Annotated in this window: 12 protein-coding genes; 10 read left to right on the forward strand and 2 right to left on the reverse strand. The window is 63.1% G+C overall.

Annotation, left to right across the window (positions count from 1 at the left end; genetic code table 11):
- Positions 1-109: 109 nt before the first annotated feature.
- The 10 genes from bcsQ (HX821_RS24010) to bcsQ (HX821_RS24055) all read left to right on the forward strand — a co-directional run bounded on the left by bcsQ (HX821_RS24010) (position 110) and on the right by bcsQ (HX821_RS24055) (position 15,632).
- Complete coding sequence (gene bcsQ, locus HX821_RS24010) at positions 110-1,093, forward strand: cellulose biosynthesis protein BcsQ (protein WP_177036553.1); 984 nt, start codon at positions 110-112, stop codon at positions 1,091-1,093.
- On the forward strand, positions 1,090-3,309 hold the full coding sequence (gene bcsA, locus HX821_RS24015; RefSeq protein ID WP_003218076.1) for a UDP-forming cellulose synthase catalytic subunit: 2,220 nt from the start codon (positions 1,090-1,092) through the stop codon (positions 3,307-3,309). The genes bcsQ (HX821_RS24010) and bcsA overlap by 4 nt, the downstream gene beginning before the upstream one ends.
- The gene (gene bcsB, locus HX821_RS24020; protein ID WP_003218075.1) at positions 3,306-5,564 is read left to right on the forward strand and encodes a cellulose biosynthesis cyclic di-GMP-binding regulatory protein BcsB; all 2,259 of its coding nucleotides are present in this window, start codon (positions 3,306-3,308) and stop codon (positions 5,562-5,564) included. The genes bcsA and bcsB overlap by 4 nt, the downstream gene beginning before the upstream one ends.
- Positions 5,561-6,757: a cellulose synthase complex periplasmic endoglucanase BcsZ gene (gene bcsZ, locus HX821_RS24025; protein WP_008435713.1), complete on the forward strand. Its 1,197-nt coding sequence runs from the start codon at positions 5,561-5,563 to the stop codon at positions 6,755-6,757. The genes bcsB and bcsZ overlap by 4 nt, the downstream gene beginning before the upstream one ends.
- Positions 6,739-10,590 (forward strand): cellulose biosynthesis protein BcsC, encoded by a 3,852-nt coding sequence (locus HX821_RS24030; RefSeq protein ID WP_177036555.1) that lies wholly within the window; start codon positions 6,739-6,741, stop codon positions 10,588-10,590. The genes bcsZ and HX821_RS24030 overlap by 19 nt, the downstream gene beginning before the upstream one ends.
- A gap of 17 nt (positions 10,591-10,607) precedes the next feature.
- Entirely contained in the window at positions 10,608-11,279 is a 672-nt protein-coding gene (locus tag HX821_RS24035) for an SGNH/GDSL hydrolase family protein (RefSeq protein WP_003218072.1), read from the forward strand.
- Positions 11,279-11,944 (forward strand): alginate O-acetyltransferase AlgF, encoded by a 666-nt coding sequence (locus tag HX821_RS24040; protein ID WP_008435711.1) that lies wholly within the window; start codon positions 11,279-11,281, stop codon positions 11,942-11,944. Before HX821_RS24035 ends, HX821_RS24040 begins: the two co-directional genes overlap by 1 nt.
- Before the next feature lie 17 nt (positions 11,945-11,961).
- Positions 11,962-13,377 (forward strand): MBOAT family protein, encoded by a 1,416-nt coding sequence (locus HX821_RS24045; protein WP_003218070.1) that lies wholly within the window; start codon positions 11,962-11,964, stop codon positions 13,375-13,377.
- Between the two features lie 12 nt (positions 13,378-13,389).
- Positions 13,390-14,517: a cell division protein FtsQ gene (locus tag HX821_RS24050; protein WP_008435708.1), complete on the forward strand. Its 1,128-nt coding sequence runs from the start codon at positions 13,390-13,392 to the stop codon at positions 14,515-14,517.
- Between the two features lie 173 nt (positions 14,518-14,690).
- On the forward strand, positions 14,691-15,632 hold the full coding sequence (bcsQ, locus tag HX821_RS24055) for a cellulose biosynthesis protein BcsQ (RefSeq protein WP_008435707.1): 942 nt from the start codon (positions 14,691-14,693) through the stop codon (positions 15,630-15,632).
- A gap of 242 nt (positions 15,633-15,874) precedes the next feature.
- Here the strand turns inward: bcsQ (HX821_RS24055) and HX821_RS24060 are convergent, their stop codons facing one another.
- Positions 15,875-17,089 (reverse strand): methyltransferase, encoded by a 1,215-nt coding sequence (locus tag HX821_RS24060; RefSeq protein WP_177036557.1) that lies wholly within the window; start codon positions 17,087-17,089, stop codon positions 15,875-15,877.
- Positions 17,070-17,759 (reverse strand): ABC transporter permease, encoded by a 690-nt coding sequence (locus tag HX821_RS24065; protein WP_032899447.1) that lies wholly within the window; start codon positions 17,757-17,759, stop codon positions 17,070-17,072. Before HX821_RS24065 ends, HX821_RS24060 begins: the two co-directional genes overlap by 20 nt.
- Between the last annotated feature and the right edge of the window lie 27 nt (positions 17,760-17,786).

Genomic DNA, 17,786 nt, shown 5'->3' on the forward strand with positions numbered 1-17,786 from the left:
TTTAACGCCTTTAAAGCGTAATAACCGGGGAGGGCCGTGGGTGAGTCGCGCAGACGATATTTCAAAACTATTCAATAAGCTGGGCGCCAATCCAAATGGCTACCGGGAGATGTACGCCGTCCACGATTATCTTGAGGATGACGTGGTGGTCGAGCCTTTCGACGCCGTGCCCATCCCGGCCCAAACCGCTTGCACCGTCGCGCTGGATGAGCCGCCGTCGGCGCCATTGCTGCGCTTGCTCGAAGAGCTGACCCAGGGCGAAGCCGATCACCTGCAACCTCCCGAAGTGGTCGAAGGGCCGACCGGTGAGGTGTACTCGGATCAATCGTCACCCAAGGTGATCGTGGTGGTCTCGCTCAAGGGCGGTGTCGGTCGCAGCACGCTGACCGCGGCCATTGCCAGCGGCTTGCAGCGTCAAGGCCACCCGGCCGTGGCGCTGGACCTGGACCCGCAAAACGCCCTGCGTCATCACTTGTGCCTGGGCCTGAATTTGCCCGGCATCGGCGCGACGAGCTTGAGCAATGAGTCTTGGGAAGGCCTGGCTGAGCGCGGCTTTGCCGGTTGCCGCCTGGTGGCCTTCGGTGAGACCAACAACGACCAGCAAAAAAACCTCAATCGCTGGCTCGGCGAAGACGCCCAATGGCTGCCCCGGCACCTGGCCGGCTTGCAGTTGAATGGCCAGGACACGGTGGTGATCGACGTGCCCGCCGGCAACACGGTGTACCTGCACCAGGCCATGGCCCTGGCAGACGTGGTGTTGGTGGCGGTGCAGGCGGATGTTTCCTCATTCAGCACCCTGGCCCAGATGGACAGTGTGCTGGCGCCGTACCTTGAGCGCGAAAAACCGCCACTGCGTTACTACGTGATCAACCAACTCGACGGCGCCCACCGCTTCAGCCTGGACATGGCCGAAGTGTTCAAGGCCCGCCTCGGCGATGCACTGCTGGGCACGGTCCACCGTGACCCGGTGTTCAGCGAAGCCCAGGCCTGCGGCCGCGACCCCCTCGACCCTACCGTCAACAGTCTCGGCTGCCAGGACATTCATGCCCTGTGCCGCACGTTGCTCGAACGAATCGATTCGGACCTTCCATGACCGACACTACGTCCTCTACGCCCCACACTCCGGGGCGCGCCGAGCAGCGGCTGGACGCCGCGATTTCGCGCTTCAATCGCTGGCCCGATACGCTGCGCAAAGTGCTGGTGGTGATCAGTTGTGTGGTCGGCACCTTGCTGTTGGTGAGCATTGTCAGCGCCCCGCTGGACCTCTACAGCCAATGCCTGTTTGCCGCCGTGTGCTTCCTTGCGGTGCTGCTGCTGCGCAAGATTCCCGGGCGCATGGCGATCCTCGCGCTGGTGGTGTTGTCGCTGGTGGCGTCGCTGCGCTACATGTACTGGCGGCTGACTTCCACCCTGGGTTTTGAAACCTGGCTCGACATGCTGTTCGGCTACGGCCTGGTGCTCGCCGAGCTGTACGCGCTGGTGGTGCTGATCTTCGGCTACGTGCAAACCGCCTGGCCGCTGCGCCGCGAGCCGGTGTGGCTCAAGACCGAACCGTCGGAGTGGCCCACGGTCGACGTGTTCATCCCGACCTACAACGAGGCGTTGAGCATCGTCAAACTGACCATCTTCGCCGCCCAGGCGATGGACTGGCCCAAGGACAAGTTGCGCGTCCACGTGCTCGACGATGGCCGTCGCGACGACTTCCGCGATTTCTGCCGCAAGATCGGCGTGAACTACATCCGCCGCGACAACAATTTCCACGCCAAGGCCGGCAACCTCAATGAAGCGTTGAAGGTCACCGACGGCGAGTACATCGCGCTGTTCGACGCCGACCACGTGCCGACCCGTTCCTTCCTGCAAGTCAGCCTCGGCTGGTTCCTCAAGGACCCCAAGCTGGCGATGCTGCAAACGCCGCACTTCTTCTTTTCACCCGACCCGTTTGAAAAGAACCTCGACACCTTCCGCGCCGTGCCCAATGAGGGCGAGTTGTTCTACGGCCTGGTGCAGGACGGCAATGACCTGTGGAACGCGACGTTCTTCTGCGGCTCGTGTGCGGTGATCCGCCGCAAGCCCTTGCTGGAAATCGGCGGCGTGGCCGTCGAGACCGTCACCGAAGACGCCCACACCGCGCTCAAGCTCAACCGCCTGGGCTACAACACCGCTTACCTGGCGATCCCGCAAGCCGCGGGCCTGGCCACCGAAAGCCTGTCACGCCACATCAACCAGCGCATCCGTTGGGCGCGGGGCATGGCGCAGATTTTCCGCACCGACAATCCGCTGCTGGGCAAAGGCCTGAAGTGGGGCCAGCGCATCTGCTACGCCAACGCCATGCTGCACTTCTTCTATGGCTTGCCGCGGCTGGTGTTCCTCACCGCGCCGCTGGCCTACCTGATTTTCGGCGCGCAGATTTTCCACGCCTCGGCGCTGATGATTGTCGCCTATGTGTTGCCCCACCTCGTGCATTCGAGCCTGACCAACTCGCGGATCCAGGGGCGCTTCCGCCACTCGTTCTGGAACGAGGTCTACGAGACCGTACTGGCCTGGTACATCCTGCCGCCGGTATTGGTTGCGCTGGTCAACCCCAAGGCGGGCGGCTTCAACGTCACCGACAAGGGCGGGATCATCGACAAGCAGTTCTTCGACTGGAAACTCGCCCGGCCGTACCTGGTACTGCTGGCGGTGAACCTGGTCGGGCTGTGCTTCGGTCTGTATCAATTGATCTGGGGCGACGAGTCCACCGCGGTCACCGTGGCGATCAACCTGACCTGGACCCTCTACAACCTGATCATCACCAGCGCGGCAGTGGCAGTGGCTTCCGAAGCGCGGCAAGTGCGCTCCGAGCCGCGGGTCAGCGCGAAATTGCCGGTCAGTGTGATCTGCGCCGACGGTCGTGTGCTCAAAGGCACGACCCAGGATTTCTCGCAGAACGGCTTCGGCCTGATCCTCGCCGACGGGCACCAGATTGCCCGGGGCGAACAGTTGCAGTTGGTGCTGTCGCGCAACGGTCAAGACAGCCTGTTCCAGGCGCGGGTGGTGTTCAGCAAGGGCGCGCAGATTGGCGCGCAATTCGATGCACTGTCCCTGCGCCAACAAAGCGAACTGGTACGCCTGACGTTTTCCCGCGCCGACACCTGGGCCGCGAGTTGGGGCGCCGGCCAGCCCGATACACCGTTGTCAGCCCTGCGTGAAGTCGGTGCCATCGGCATCGGCGGCCTGTTTACCCTGGGTCGCGCCACGCTGCATGAATTGCGTCTGGCCCTGCGCCGCACTCCCTCACAACCGCTCGATACGCTGATGGACAAGCCATGACTTCCACACTATTTGCCCGCCCGCAGTCGCGCGGCGTGCTCGCGCTGATGATCGCTTCGCTGCTGGGCCTGGGCTCGCAGGCACAGGCCGCTGCACCCGCTGTTGCGGTGCAGAGCACTGACGACGGCTACAGCCTGACCCTCAAGCAACTGGGCCGTCGCGACACCATGAACCTGCAAGGCGTGGAAGCGTCCGACAGCGTCAACTTCGACATCCGTGCCGATGAAGTGGTGAAGGGCGCGCAACTGTTGCTCAAGTACAGCTACTCGCCGGCGCTGCTGGCGGACCTGTCGCAGATCAACGTGCTGGTCAACGACGAAGTCGCCGCCAGCCTGCCGCTGCCCAAGGAAGGCGCGGGCATCCAGCAGGAAAAACTGGTGCAGATTCCGGCGCACCTGATCACCGAATTCAACCGCTTGAGCCTGCAGTTCATCGGCCACTACACCATGTCCTGTGAAGACCCGCTGCACAGCAGCCTGTGGGCCAAGATCAGCAACAGCAGTGAGCTGAAAGTGCAGGTGGAGCCGATCGTCTTGAAAGACGACCTGTCGGTGTTGCCGCTGCCGTTCTTCGACAAGCGCGATGCGCGCCAGGTCAGCCTGCCGTTCGTGTTTGCCAGCGCGCCGGACAATGCCGCGCTGGAAGCTGCCGGTGCGCTGTCGTCGTGGGTAGGCGGCTTGGCCAGCTACCGGGGTGCGACGTTCCCGACCACCCTTGGCGAGATTCCGGCCAAGGGCAACGCCATCGTGCTGGTGCAAAGTACCCAGGCTGTGGATGTACACGGTGTGGCGGTCCCTGAGCCTAAAGGGCCGACCCTGACCCTGATCACCAACCCCAACGATCCGAATGGCAAGCTGCTGATCGTCTCCGGCCGTGATGGCGCCGAACTCAAGCGTGCCGCCACCGCCGTGGTGCTGGGCAACCCGGTGTTGACCGGCAATAGCGTGGTCATCACCAGGCTCGACACCCTGGCCCCGCGCAGCCCTTACGACGCGCCGAACTGGCTGCCCAGCAACCGTCCGGTACGCCTTGGCGAGCTGGTAGAACTGAAAAAGCTCAACGTCTCCGGCTACAACCCGGGCCCGATCAGCGTCGACCTGCGCCTGCCGCCCGACCTGTTCAACTGGCGTGAAGAGGGCGTGCCGCTCAACGTCAAATACCGCTACACGCCGCAGCAGGTGTCCACCAACTCCTCCTTGCTGATCGGCCTGAACGACCAGTTCATGAAGTCTGTCGCGTTGCCGTCGGTGAGCAACCTGGGCGGTGGGCAGAGCCTGCTGGACCAGCTGAAGAAAGACGAAACCCTGCCCCGTGAAGTGACGACCCTGTTGCCGATCAGCTCGGCTTCGCCCAAGTCCAAGCTGCAACTGCGCTTCATGTACGACTACATCAAGGAAGGCGAATGCCGGGACATCATCGTCGACAACATGCGCGGTGCGATTGACCCGGACTCGAGCCTGGACCTGAGCAGCTACCAGCACTTTATCGCCATGCCGAACCTCGGCGTGTTCAACGATTCCGGCTTCCCGTTCACCCGCCTGGCTGACCTTTCGGAGTCGGCGGTGGTGATGCCGGACAACGTCGGCACCGATGAGTTGAGCGCCTACCTGACTGTGATGGGCCGCTTCGGCGAGTCCACCGGCTACCCGGCCACCGCCGTCAAAGTGGTGCAGGCCAAAGACGTGCAAAGCGTTGCCGACAAAGACCTTCTGGTGCTCGCCACCGGCGGCAACCAGCCGCTGCTGCAGCAATGGCAGCAATACCTGCCGGCCACCAGTGACGGCCTGCAGCACCACTTCCTGTTGTCTGACCTGCCACGTTATGTGCGCAGCTGGATCAGCCCGGACGCCGCGGCCAACCAGCATACGGCCAATGCCGGCATCACCTTCAGCGGCCTGAGCAACAGCACCTGGTTCGCCGGCTTCCAATCGCCGCTCAAGGCCGGGCGCAGCGTGGTGCTGATCGCCAGCAACCAGCCTCAGGGCCTGCTTGAAGCGACCTCGGCGCTGATTGGCGGTGACGACTACAAAGACTCGATCCAGGGCAGCCTGGCGGTGGTGCAGGGCACGCAGATCAGCTCGTTGGTCGCGGACCAGCAGTACTACGTCGGCGACCTGAACTACTTCAAATTCATGCAATGGCAGCTGTCCCAGAACCTGGGCTGGATGCTGGCGATTACCTTCCTGGGGCTGCTGGTGCTGACCTGCCTGATCTACCTGGCACTGCGTGCCCGTGCAAAACGGCGGTTGGCATGAGCCCTTTGCGTAGCGCGATCCTGGCGGTGATTGGCAGCACATTGCTTGCCGGTGCCGCCCAGGCACAGACCTGCGATTGGCCGCTGTGGCAGAACTATGCCAAGCGCTTTATCCAGGACGATGGCCGGGTGTTGAACTCGTCCATGAAGCCGACGGAAAGCAGCTCGGAAGGGCAGTCGTACGCGATGTTCTTTGCCCTGGTGGGCAACGACCGGGCGACCTTCGACAAGCTCTGGACCTGGACCAAGTCCAACATGGCGGGCGCCGACATCGGCCAGAACCTGCCGGCCTGGCTGTGGGGCAAGCGTGACGATGGCAAGTGGGGCGCGATCGACAGCAACTCCGCCAGCGACGCCGATTTGTGGATGGCCTATGCGTTGCTCGAAGCCGCGCGTGTGTGGAACGCACCGCAGTACCGCAGCGACGCGCAACTGGTGTTGGCCAACGTTGAACGCAACCTGATCGTGCGCGTACCGGGCCTGGGCAAGATGCTGTTGCCGGGGCCGGTAGGCTATGCACACGCGGGTGGCCTGTGGCGCTTCAACCCCAGCTATCAAGTACTGCCGCAACTGCGCCGCTTTGCAAAAGAACGCCCGAACGCCGGCTGGAACGAAGTGGCCGAGAGCAACGCGAAGATGCTCGCCGACCTGCCGAGCAATCCCCATGGCCTGGCGGCCAACTGGGTCGGTTATCGCGCCACCAGCGCAAACACCGGGCTGTTTATCGTCGACCCGTTTTCCGATGACCTGGGCAGCTACGACGCGATCCGCACTTACCTCTGGGCCGGCATGACCGCCAAGAGCGACCCGCTGGCCGCGCCGATGCTCAAGGCCTTGGGCGGGATTTCCCGTGCCACTGCTGCGTCGGTCAGCGGTTTGCCGCCGGAGAAAGTCCACGTGCTGACCGGTGAAGTCGAGAAAAACAACGGCTACACGCCGACGGGGTTCTCGGCCTCCACCATGGCCTTCTTCCAGGCCCGGGGCGAAACCGCCCTGGCGCAATTGCAAAAGCAGAAAGTCGACGACGCCCTCGCCAAGGCGCTCGCGCCTTCGGCCCCGGACAGCGCCCAGCCGATTTACTACGACTACATGCTCAGCCTGTTCGGCCAGGGCTTCGCTGATCAAAAGTACCGTTTCGAACAAGACGGCACGGTGAAATTATCCTGGGAGTCTGCATGCGCCGTCACACGCTAGCCATTGCGATTCTGGCGGCCCTGGCTTCCAGCGCCAGCTTTGCCGAAACCACTGACCCGCAAAGCCTGCTGATCGAGCAGGGCTATTACTGGCAGTCGAAAAAGAACCCGGAACGCGCCCTCGAGACCTGGCAGAAACTGCTGCGCCTGAGCCCCGAACAGCCGGATGCGCTGTACGGCATTGGCTTGATCCAGGTGCAACAACAGCGTCCGGCCGAAGCGCAAAAGTACCTGGCCCGCCTGCAGGCGTTGAGCCCGGTACCGCGCCAGGCCTTGCTGCTGGAGCAGGACATCACCGTCAACATCCCGGCCAACGCCAAGTTGCTGGAACAGGCCCGTGAACTCGGCGAGCCTGAAGAAGAGCGCGAACAAGCGGTGGCGCTGTATCGCCAGATCTTTCAGGGGCGCCAGCCCCAGGGCCTGCTTGCCCGCGAGTATTACAACACCCTGGGCTTCACGCCCAAGGGCACGAACGAGGCCATCGCCGGCTTGCAGCGTTTGTCCCGCGAGCGGCCGAACGACCCGATTGTGGCGCTGTTCCTGGCCAAGCATCTGGCGCGTAACCCGGCCACCCGCGCCGACGGCATCCGCGCCCTGGCCAAGCTGGCACCGAACAACGACGTGGGCGGCAACGCCGATGAAACCTGGCGCTTTGCGCTGATCTGGCTCGGCCCGCCGAAGAGCGACCAGGTGCCGTTGTTCCAGCAGTTTCTGGCTGCGCATCCGGACGACAGCGAAATCCGTGCGCTGATGAACAAGGGCATTGCCCAAGGCAAGACCGGCGCCGGTTGGCAGCGTGATCCGCAGATGACCAAGGCGTTCAAGGCGCTGGATGATGGCGACCTGAAAACCGCCGAGCCGCTATTGGCGGCGCGCCTCAATGAAAAATCCAATGACGTCGATGCCCTCGGCGGCATGGGCGTGCTGCGTCAACAGCAGCAGCGCTTCAGCGAGGCTGAAAGCTACCTGGTTCAGGCCACCCGTTTGCCGGGTGGCGCGGCATGGCAGTCGGCGCTCAATGATGTGCGCTACTGGAACCTGCTCAACCAGGCCCGTGACGCCCAGCGTGGCGGGCGCGGCAGCCAGGCCCGCGACCTGGTGGCCCAGGCCGAACGCTTGAACCCTGGCCAGCCCGGCGCTGCCGTGGCACTGGCGGGTTTCCAGGCCCAGGACAATCAGTTCGACACCGCTGAAGCCGGCTACCGCAAAGTGCTCGCCCGTCATCCTGGCGACCCGGACGCGCTGAGCGGCTTGATCAACGTGCTGTCCCAGTCGGGGCAGCCGGAAGAAGCCTTGAAGCTGATCGACTCGGTGTCGCCCGCCGAGCGCGCGAAGTTCGCGCCGAGTGTGAAAATCACCGCATTGCGCGCTACCCAGGTCGGCAAGCTGGCCGAGCAGCGGGGCGATTTGAAAGCCGCGCAAGCCGCCTACAAACAAGCCCTTGATGCCGACCCGGAAAACCCGTGGACACGCTTCGCCCTGGCGCGCATTTACCTGCGCGACGGCCAGATTCGCAACGCCCGTGCCTTGATCGACGGCTTGCTGGCCAAGCAGCCGAACCAGCCAGACGCGCTGTACACCAGCACGCTGCTGTCGGCGGAGCTGGGTGAGTGGAAAAAGGCTGAAGAGACCCTGGCGCGTATCCCTGCGGGGCAACGTACCGCTGACATGAACGAGCTGGGTATCGATATCGCGCTGCACAAGCAGACCGACATCGCCATCGAGACCGCCCGCCGTGGCCAACGCCCGGAAGCCCTCGCGCTGCTGGGCCGCAGTGAAGCCATGACCCGGCAGAAGCCTGAGCGCCTGGCGGTGCTGGCGGCCGCTTATGTGGAAGTCGGCGCGACGCAGCAGGGCCTGGATATCATGCAGAAGGTTCTGGATAACAATCCGAACCCGACCGTCGACCAGAAACTGCTGTACGCCAATGTGCTGCTCAAGGCCAACCACTACACCGAGGCGGGCGACATCCTGCGTGAAGTGCAGGGCAAGCCGCTGAGTGAAACCGGTCGCCAGCGTTACGACGATTTGATCTACCTGTACCGGGTCAAACAGGCTGATGCCCTGCGTGAGAAAAACGACCTGGTCGCGGCCTACGACATGCTGTCGCCGGCCCTTGCCCAGCGTCCCAACGACGCAATGGCGGTAGGTGCCCTGGCGCGGATGTACGCGGCCAGCGGCAATAGCAAAAAGGCCATGGAGCTTTATGCGCCGCTGATTCAGCAGAACCCGAACAACGCTCGCCTGCAACTGGGCCTGGCGGATATCGCGCTGCAAGGCCGTGATCGTGGCCTGGCGGAAAGCGCCAGTGAAAAGGCGCTGTCCCTGGAACCGGGCAACCCCGAGATACTCACCTCGGCTGCGCGCATCTATCAGGGGCTGGGCAAAAACAACGAAGCCGCTGCGCTGCTGCGCAAGGCGTTGGCGATTGAGAACAGCCAGAAGAGCCAGACGCAATTGGCTCAGGCCGGCTCCCAGGGCGTGCCTTACAACCCCTTCGTCGGCTTGCCGGGCCAGCGTCGCCAGGTCACCGACCTGACCGTCGCCGGCGCCGTGCCGCCGCCGATTGATGCACCGACCAATGTCGTGCCGGACAATGCCCTGGCAGCCTCCGCGCGTCCGGCGTCGAACAACTGGAACGAGCCGTTCGAGCCACCGTCGAGCATTGCTGCACTCGACACCGCCAACCTCAGCCCGGCACGTCGTGCGCTGGATACGATCCTGCGGGATCGCACCGGTTACCTGGTGCAGGGCTTGAGCGTTCGCAGCAACAATGGCGAAAGCGGCTTGAGCAAAATCACTGACGTCGAGGCGCCATTTGAAGCGCGGATGCCGGTGGGGGATCTGAACGTTGCGCTGCGTGTGACGCCGGTGCATGTGAGTTCCGGCAGCGTGAAGAGCGACTCTGCCACACGCTTTGGCGGTGGCACGGCCAACCCGGCGGGCTCCCAGAGCGACACGGGCGTCGGTCTGGCCGTTGCCGTGGAGAACCCGGATGAAGGCCTCAAGGCCGACATCGGTGTGAGCCCGCTGGGCTTTCTGTACGACACCATCGTCGGTGGCGCCAGCGTCTCGCGGCCGTTCTCCCAGGGCTCCAACTTCCGTTACGGGGTCAACGTTTCGCGGCGTCCGGTCACCGACAGTGTGACCTCCTTTGCCGGTTCCGAAGACAAGCGTACCGGCGAGAAATGGGGCGGCGTGACCGCCAACGGCGGGCGTGGCGACCTGAGCTACGACAACCAGAAGCTCGGTGTGTATGGCTACGCCTCGTTGCACGAGCTGTTGGGCAACAACGTCGAAGACAACACCCGCCTGGAGCTGGGCAGCGGCATCTACTGGTACCTGCGCAATACCCCGACCGACACCCTGACCCTCGGTATCAGCGGTTCGGTCATGGGCTTCAAGGAAAACCAGGGTTACTACACCTACGGCCAGGGCGGTTACTTCAGCCCGCAGCGCTTCTTCTCCCTGGGTGTGCCGGTGCGCTGGGCGCAGAGTTTTGATCGGTTCAGCTACCAGATAAAAAGTTCGGTGGGCATCCAGCATATCGAGCAAGATGCGGTCGATTATTTCCCGGGGCATGACCAGCTCCAGAGTGACCGGGGCGATCCGAAATACGCCAAGGACAGCAAGACCGGCATCGGCTACAGCTTCAACGCCGCCGCCGAATACCGCCTCAGCTCGCGCTTTTACCTGGGTGGCGAAGTCGGTCTCGACAACGCCCAGGACTATCGCCAGTACGTCGGTAACGCCTACCTGCGCTACTTGTTTGAAGACCTGAGCGGGCCTATGCCCTTGCCGGTCAGTCCGTACCGTTCCCCTTATTCGAATTGATTTGATAGGAGTCATCCATGCCTGTTTCCGCTTCTGCTATTGCCGGCCTGACCCTGCTGGTATTGGGCGAAAGTCACATGAGCTTTCCTGATTCACTGCTCAACCCGCTGCAGGACAACCTCACCGCCCAGGGCGCCAAGGTTCACTCCATCGGCGCGTGCGGCGCCGGTGCAGCCGACTGGATCGTGCCGAAGAAAGTCGAGTGCGGTGCCGAGCGCCTGCCGGTTGGCAAGGCCGAGATTTTCGGCAAGAACGCCATGAGCACCACCCCGATCAAAGACCTGATCGCCAAGGACAAGCCGGACCTGGTGGTGATCATCATCGCCGACACCATGGCCTCGTACCCGGAGCCGCAGTTCCCGAAAGTCTGGGCCTGGAAAAGCGTGACTTCCCTGACCAAGGCCATCACCGAAACCGGCACCAAGTGCGTGTGGGTCGGGCCGGCGTGGGGCAAGGTCGGTTCGCAGTACAAGAAGGATGATGCGCGCACCAAGGTGATGTCGCAGTTCCTCGCCACCAACGTGGCGCCGTGCACCTACGTTGACTCGCTGACCTTCTCCAAGCCGGGCCAGTGGATCACCACCGACGGCCAGCACTTCACCATCGACGGCTACCAGAAGTGGGCCAAGGCGATCGGCGACTCCCTGGCGAAGTTGCCACCGGCCGCCGTGGGCAAAGGAGCGCAATAATGAAACGGATCACCCTGGGCCTGGCGACCTTGCTCGCCAGCGTCAGCGCCTACAGCGCCGACATCCCGCTTTACCCCACCGGCCCGGAGAAGGATTCGGCCTTCCTGCGCCTGGCCAACGGCACCGACGGCGAGCTGAAATTGCTGCCCCAGGGCTCCAAGGCCAGCCTGGTGTTGGGTGGCGACAAACTGGTGTCTGACTACCTGCCGGTGTCGGGCGGCAAGACCCCGATCAAGGGTGTGTTGAGCCAGGGCGGCAAGGATTCCGAGCTGGCCGTGACCGTCGCGCCGGGCGAGTTCGCCACCGTAGTGGCCGTGCCGGACGCCAAGGGCGGCACGCGCCAGTTGGTGATCCACGAACAGCCGGATGACTTCAACGCACTGAAGGCCTCGCTGGCCTTTATCAACGCCGACGCCGCCTGCGCCGACGCGAGCCTGGAAGCCGTGGCGCAAAAAGCCGAGCTGTTCAAGAAGGTCGCCGAAGGCGCGATTTCGCGCCGCATGATCAACCCGGTGGAACTGTCGGTGCAGCTCAAGTGCGCCAACGCGCCGGTGGGCCAGCCGCTGACCTTCACCCTCAAGGCCGGCGAACGCTACAGCGTGCTCGCACTGCCATCGGCCGCCGGTTCGAGGTTGCTGTTTACCTCCGACACGCTCGCTAACTGATCGGGCCCGACACCACCATGGTCTTTGCCTCACTGGAATTCCTCACGCTGTTCCTGCCGGCCTTCCTGTTGATTTATGCGCTGGCCCGTCCGGGCTGGCGCAACGTCATCCTGTTGATCGGCAGCTGGCTGTTCTACGGCTGGTTGAGCCCGCTGTTCCTGTTCCTGCACATGGTGTTGACCGTGGTGGCGTGGGTCGGCGGTTTGCTGGTGGACCGTTCCCGTGAAGACGGCAAGGGCCGGGTGCGGCTGTTGATCGCGTTGATCGTGTTCAATACCGCAGTGCTGTGTTGGTACAAGTACGCCAACATCGTCGCGGGCACCGTGAGTGAGGTAATCACCTGGTACGGCGCGATGCCGCTGGATTGGCAGCGCGTGGCGTTGCCGGCCGGGTTGTCGTTCATTGTGCTGCAGGCGATTTCGTACCTGGTGGATGTGCACCGGCACACCGTGCCGGTGGAGCGCAGCTTCATCAATTACGCGACCTATATCTCGATGTTCGGCCACTCGATTGCGGGCCCGATCATTCGTTATGACTGGGTGCGGCGCGAGCTGAACCAGCGTTATTTCAACTGGCCGAATTTCAGCCTTGGCGCTCGGCGTTTCATGATCGGCATGGGCATGAAAGTGCTGGTGGCCGATACCTTGTCGCCGCTGGTGGACATCGCCTTCCACCTGGAAAACCCGAGCCTGGTGGATGCCTGGATCGGCTGCCTGGCGTACTCGTTGCAACTGTTTTTCGACTTCGCCGGCTACAGTGCCATGGCCATCGGCCTGGGCTTGATGCTGGGCTTCCACTTCCCGGAAAACTTCAACCGGCCGTACCTCGCCAGCAGCATCCAGGACTTCTGGCGGCGCTGGCATTTGTCGTTGTCCAGCTGGCTGCGGGACTACCTGTACATCGCCCTCGGCGGTAACCGCGATGGCGTATGGCGCACCTACCGCAACCTGTTCCTGACCATGGCGATTGCCGGGTTGTGGCATGGCGGCGACAGTTGGAACTACCTGTTGTGGGGTTCGGCCCACGGTATCGCGTTGTGCATTGACCGGGCGTGGTCGCGCTCGAGCCTGCCGAGCATTCCGCCGGTGCTGTCGCACATCTTGACGCTGCTGTTTGTGTGCCTGGCCTGGACGCTGTTCCGCGCACCGGACTTCCATTCGGCACTGACCATGTACGCCGGCCAATTCGGCATGCATGGCATGGCCTTGGGTGATGCGTTGGCCGTGGCCATGCGCCCGGCTCATGGCATGGCCGCGTTGCTCGGTTTGGTGTGCATCATCGCGCCGATCTGGCAGACCCGCTGCGAGCAGCGTTTTGGTACGCAGCCCTGGTTTGTGGTGGCCGCATCCCTGTGGCCGGTGGCCGGGTTTGTGTTGTCGTTCGCGCTGATTGCCAGCCGCGATGCCGTACCGTTTCTGTACTTTCAGTTCTAAGGAAGCCTGACGATGCCCGCCCCTACCGCGCCGACCCCACCGAGTGAATTGGCCGTCCGCACCAGCCCCCTGGCGGGCTGGGTGTTGGTGCCTTTCCTGGCGGCGGGGCTGTTGTCTTGCGTCTGGCTGATGGTCAAGGGGCCGGTGAGTTTCCTGCCGCCCAAGGTCGACAGCGACATGCTGCTGCACGGTGAAGTGACCCATCGGTTTGCCAAGGAATTGTCCAAGGCACCGATGGCCATCGAAGCGGCAAACCTGGAGCGCGGCGCCAGTTGGCTGGCGTTCGGCGACACCGGGCCGCGGGTGCGCCAGGGCTGCCCGGGCTGGCTGTTTATCAGCGATGAGCTGAAGCTCAACCGCCACGCCGAAGACAATGCGCGCACCAAGGCCGACGCGGTGATCGACCTGAAAAAGCAGCTAGGCCAGCGCGGTATTGATCTGCAAGTGATGGTGGTGCCGGATAAAACCCGCATCGCCGCTGCCCAGCGTTGCGGCTTGTACCGTCCGGCCGTGCTGGATGGCCGGATCCAGCAATGGAGCACGCTGTTGCAAGCGGCGGGCGTTGAAGTGCTGGATTTGACCGACACCCTGAAACCCCTCGGCCCGGATGCCTACCTGCGTACCGACACGCACTGGAGCGAAATCGGCTCGAATGCCGGCGCCCGCGCCGTGGCCCTGCGCATCCAGCAGCGCGGTATCCAGGCCACGCCGGAGCAAGCCTTCGACATTACCCAGGCACCGCTTGCACCGCGACCGGGTGACCTGGTGCGCCTGGCCGGTCTCGACTGGTTGCCGCCGAAGTTACAGCCGGTGGGCGAGCAGGTTGCGGCCAGCACCGCGCATGAAAACGGCCCGGCGGCATCGAGTAACCCTGACGATTTGTTTGGTGACGCCGGCCTGCCGAACGTGGCGCTGATCGGTACCTCGTTTTCGCGCAATTCGAATTTCGTGGGCTTCCTGCAAAAAGCCCTGAACGCTCCGGTGGGTAACTTCAGCAAGGACGGCGGCGAATTTTCAGGCGCCGCCAAGGCTTATTTCGACAGCCCGGCGTTCAAGCAGACGCCGCCCAAGCTGCTGATCTGGGAGATCCCGGAGCGGGATTTGCAAACACCTTACGACCCGATAAAGATTAGTCAGTAAATTGACCATTTACCGCTCGTCTTAAAGATTTCTTCAGAAACACCAAAATAATGACACTTTCATTCCTTTGTCACAGAATGCGTACACAAAGGCGCCCACAAAAAGACCTGCGGTAAGCATCAGTACAGCTGACCTTTCACGTCTTTAAGATGCGTCGTGAGGGAGTGTTGGCGATGAGCCGTACCGATGATCTTTTTTCTTTGTTCGATAAGACGACTGCCAGTGATGTTCAAGGGATGGATTCGATGCTGCAGTTCTTCGAAGACATGCCGGTCGACGACAGTGCCAGCCTCAATATGGGCAGTGGCGCGTCGTTCTCCCGACATTCCCCTTGTGCCAACGAGCAGTCCCGCGAAGCCGCGAACATCCGGGCGAAGGTGGTAGCGCTGGTTTCGGTCAATGGCGGCGTCGGCCGCAGCACCCTGGCCACCGCGCTGAGCAGCGGTTTGCAGCGCCTGGGGCAGCCAGTGGTGGCGCTGGACCTGGACCCGCAAAACGCGCTCTATCACCACTTCGGCCTGGGCCACACCTTGCCCGGCATCGGGCGCACCAGCCTGCACAACGAGCGCTGGAGCCAGATCCTTCATTCAGGCTTTGCCGGTTGCCAGGTGATCACGTTTGGCGAAACCGATATCCGTCAGCAGGAAGACCTCCAGCGCTGGCTGAAACAGGAGCCGCATTGGCTGGCGCAACATTTGTCGGCCCTGGGCTTGGGTGAGCAGGACACGGTGATCATCGACACCCCGGCGGGTAATAACGTCTACCTGCATCAGGCACTGAACGTGGCCGATGTGGTGCTGGTCATCGCCCAGGCGGATGCGGCTTCCCTTGGCACCCTGGAGCAGATGGAGCAGTTGCTGGCGCCACACCTTGATGATCGGCCGGCGCTGCGTTGCCATTTCGTGATCAACCAACTCGACGAGACCTCGGGCTTTAGCCTGGACATGGTCGAGGTGTTCAGGAAGCGCCTGGGTGACAGCCTGTTGGAGGTGGTGCATCGGGATCCGGCGATCAGCGAGGCCCTGGCTTTTGGCAGCGATCCGCTGGATAACCAAGCCGCAAGCATGGCCTGTGACGATATCAATGCGCTTTGTCGCCTGCTGGTTGCCCACTGAAAAGCCCGGGTTATGCCGCTAACCTCAGGTGCTTATGCACAATCGGTTGGTTCGACCTGTCATCAAACCGCAATTTTGCGGAGCGGTTCTCATCACGCTGCAACTGCCTGTTTTGCGTGCGTTTTATTTTGTGAACAAAAAATGACCAGTCAGCATTTTGCGCCGCGAAGCTTGCCGGCAGGGCCTCTGCCAGAATTCCATCAACAGAGTTATCCACAGGGCACGCTGCGACAAAATGCCCTTTAATTGCGCTCGGCGAGCAGCATCAGGTTGCGCGGGGTGAGCGGTGTTTCGCAGAAGCTGCCGACTTGAACCCTGTAACCGTTTTCTTCGAGAAACAATGCCCGGTCCAGCACCAGCCACATTTCCAGCGGGCGCCGAAACAGACCACGCACTAATTCCAGGTTTCGCACCTGCGCCAAGCGCTGCCAGCCTTGGGCCTCCAGTGCCGACCAATCCTGTTCCCCTGTGGATAATCCCTTGAGGGCCGCCAGTTCGCGGCAGTAGTCGGCGAACGGCTTGGCCAGCCAACTCGCGGGCAGGGACGGAGTGGGCAGGTAAGCATCGCTCCCGCGCAGTTGCCGCTGCAGAACATCAAAACCCAGGCGCCTGGCCATCGACGTATCGCGCTGCTGACGCACCCGCGCGCCTGCGGTAACGGTTTCGCTCAGCGGCAGGCCGAGGTCTTCCACCGATAAATGCAGTGACGACGCCTGGGCGGCAACCGACAGCGGCTGGTACTGCTCGGCGCGGATGCGGTTGTAGCAGCAGGGCGCCACGGCCAACTGCTGGCAGCCGGCGGCGCTGGCCAGTCGGAGCAGGCGCACATGCAGGTCGCCGCAGGCGTGCAGTGCCACCGGGGTTTGGTCGCGGCTGATCTGTACGTCGGCCATCACGTCTTGCAGGCGATGGGTGACTGGCAATTGATGGTGTTCGCTGAGGGCTTGCCCTGAGGCGATGAGGGCCGGGTCGTATTCCAGGCAGGTCAGTTGCTGCCCGGGTTGCAACAGGCGGCGGCCGAGGTGGCCCTTGCCGGCACACCAGTCGAGCCAGTGTTCGGGGGTTTGGCGAAATTGCAGCGCGGCGCCGAAGGCTTCGATCTGCTGCCATTTGCGGCCGGGTACATCGACGTTCAGGCGATGGCGGGCGGCGGGTAGCGGGCGGGATGGTAAGTTATCCACAGCGCTGAGATTCAGCGACTGCATGGCCAGCTCAGGGTAAGGCGCAGGCGCCGGCAAGTGGTGAGGCTGGTTATGGCTGCTTTCCGCTTCGGCCAGCGAGCGCTGGCGCAACCAATGGGCCAGTTCGGGATGCTGGGTTTCCCACGGCAATTGCAGATGGGTAAAGGGCCGTGGTCGCCACAGCCCTTGATGTTCGGTGAGGAACGTATCCAGCGCCTGGAAGCGGGCGAGCAGTTGCTCACCCGTCAACAAGGCGTCAGCGGCCCTGGCAGGCATCGACCCGCAACCAGCGCTCCAGCAGCTTGAAGAAGCGCACCAAAACGTACGACATCAGCAGGTAGAACAAACCCGCAGCGAAGAAGATCTCTACCGGCAGGTAGGTGCGGGCAATGATCGTGCGGGCCATGCCGGTCAGTTCCAGCAGGGTCACGGTACTGGCCAGGGCGCTGGCCTTGAGCATCAGGATCACTTCGTTGCTGTAGGCCGGCAGGCCGATGCGCGCGGCACGCGGCAGGATGATGTAGAACAGCGCCTTGGGCCTGGACATGCCCAGCGCTCGCGCGGCTTCGATTTCACCCGGCGGGATGGCCTGGATCGCGCCACGCAGGATCTCGGCTATATAGGCGGCGGTGTGCAGGGTCATGGTGGCGGTGGCGCACCAGAACGGGTCCCGCAGGTACGGCCACATGAAGCTTTCACGCACGGCGTCGAACTGTGCCAGGCCGTAGTACACCAGGAACAGCTGCACCAGCAGCGGCGTGCCGCGGAAGAAGAAAATGTAGCAGTAGGGCAGGGTGCGCACGTACCACAGGCGTGACGAGCGGGCGATGCCCAGCGGGATTGCCAGCAGCAGGCCGGCGATCACGGCGATGGCCACCAGCTCCAGGGTCAGGGTTGCGCCCTGGGCCAGTTTCGGCAGCCATTTGATGATCACGGCCCAGTTCAGGCCCAGGTCGAAATGCGACAGCCAGCT

The organism is Pseudomonas sp. B6001 (assembly GCF_013386015.1).
GTDB lineage: Bacteria > Pseudomonadota > Gammaproteobacteria > Pseudomonadales > Pseudomonadaceae > Aquipseudomonas.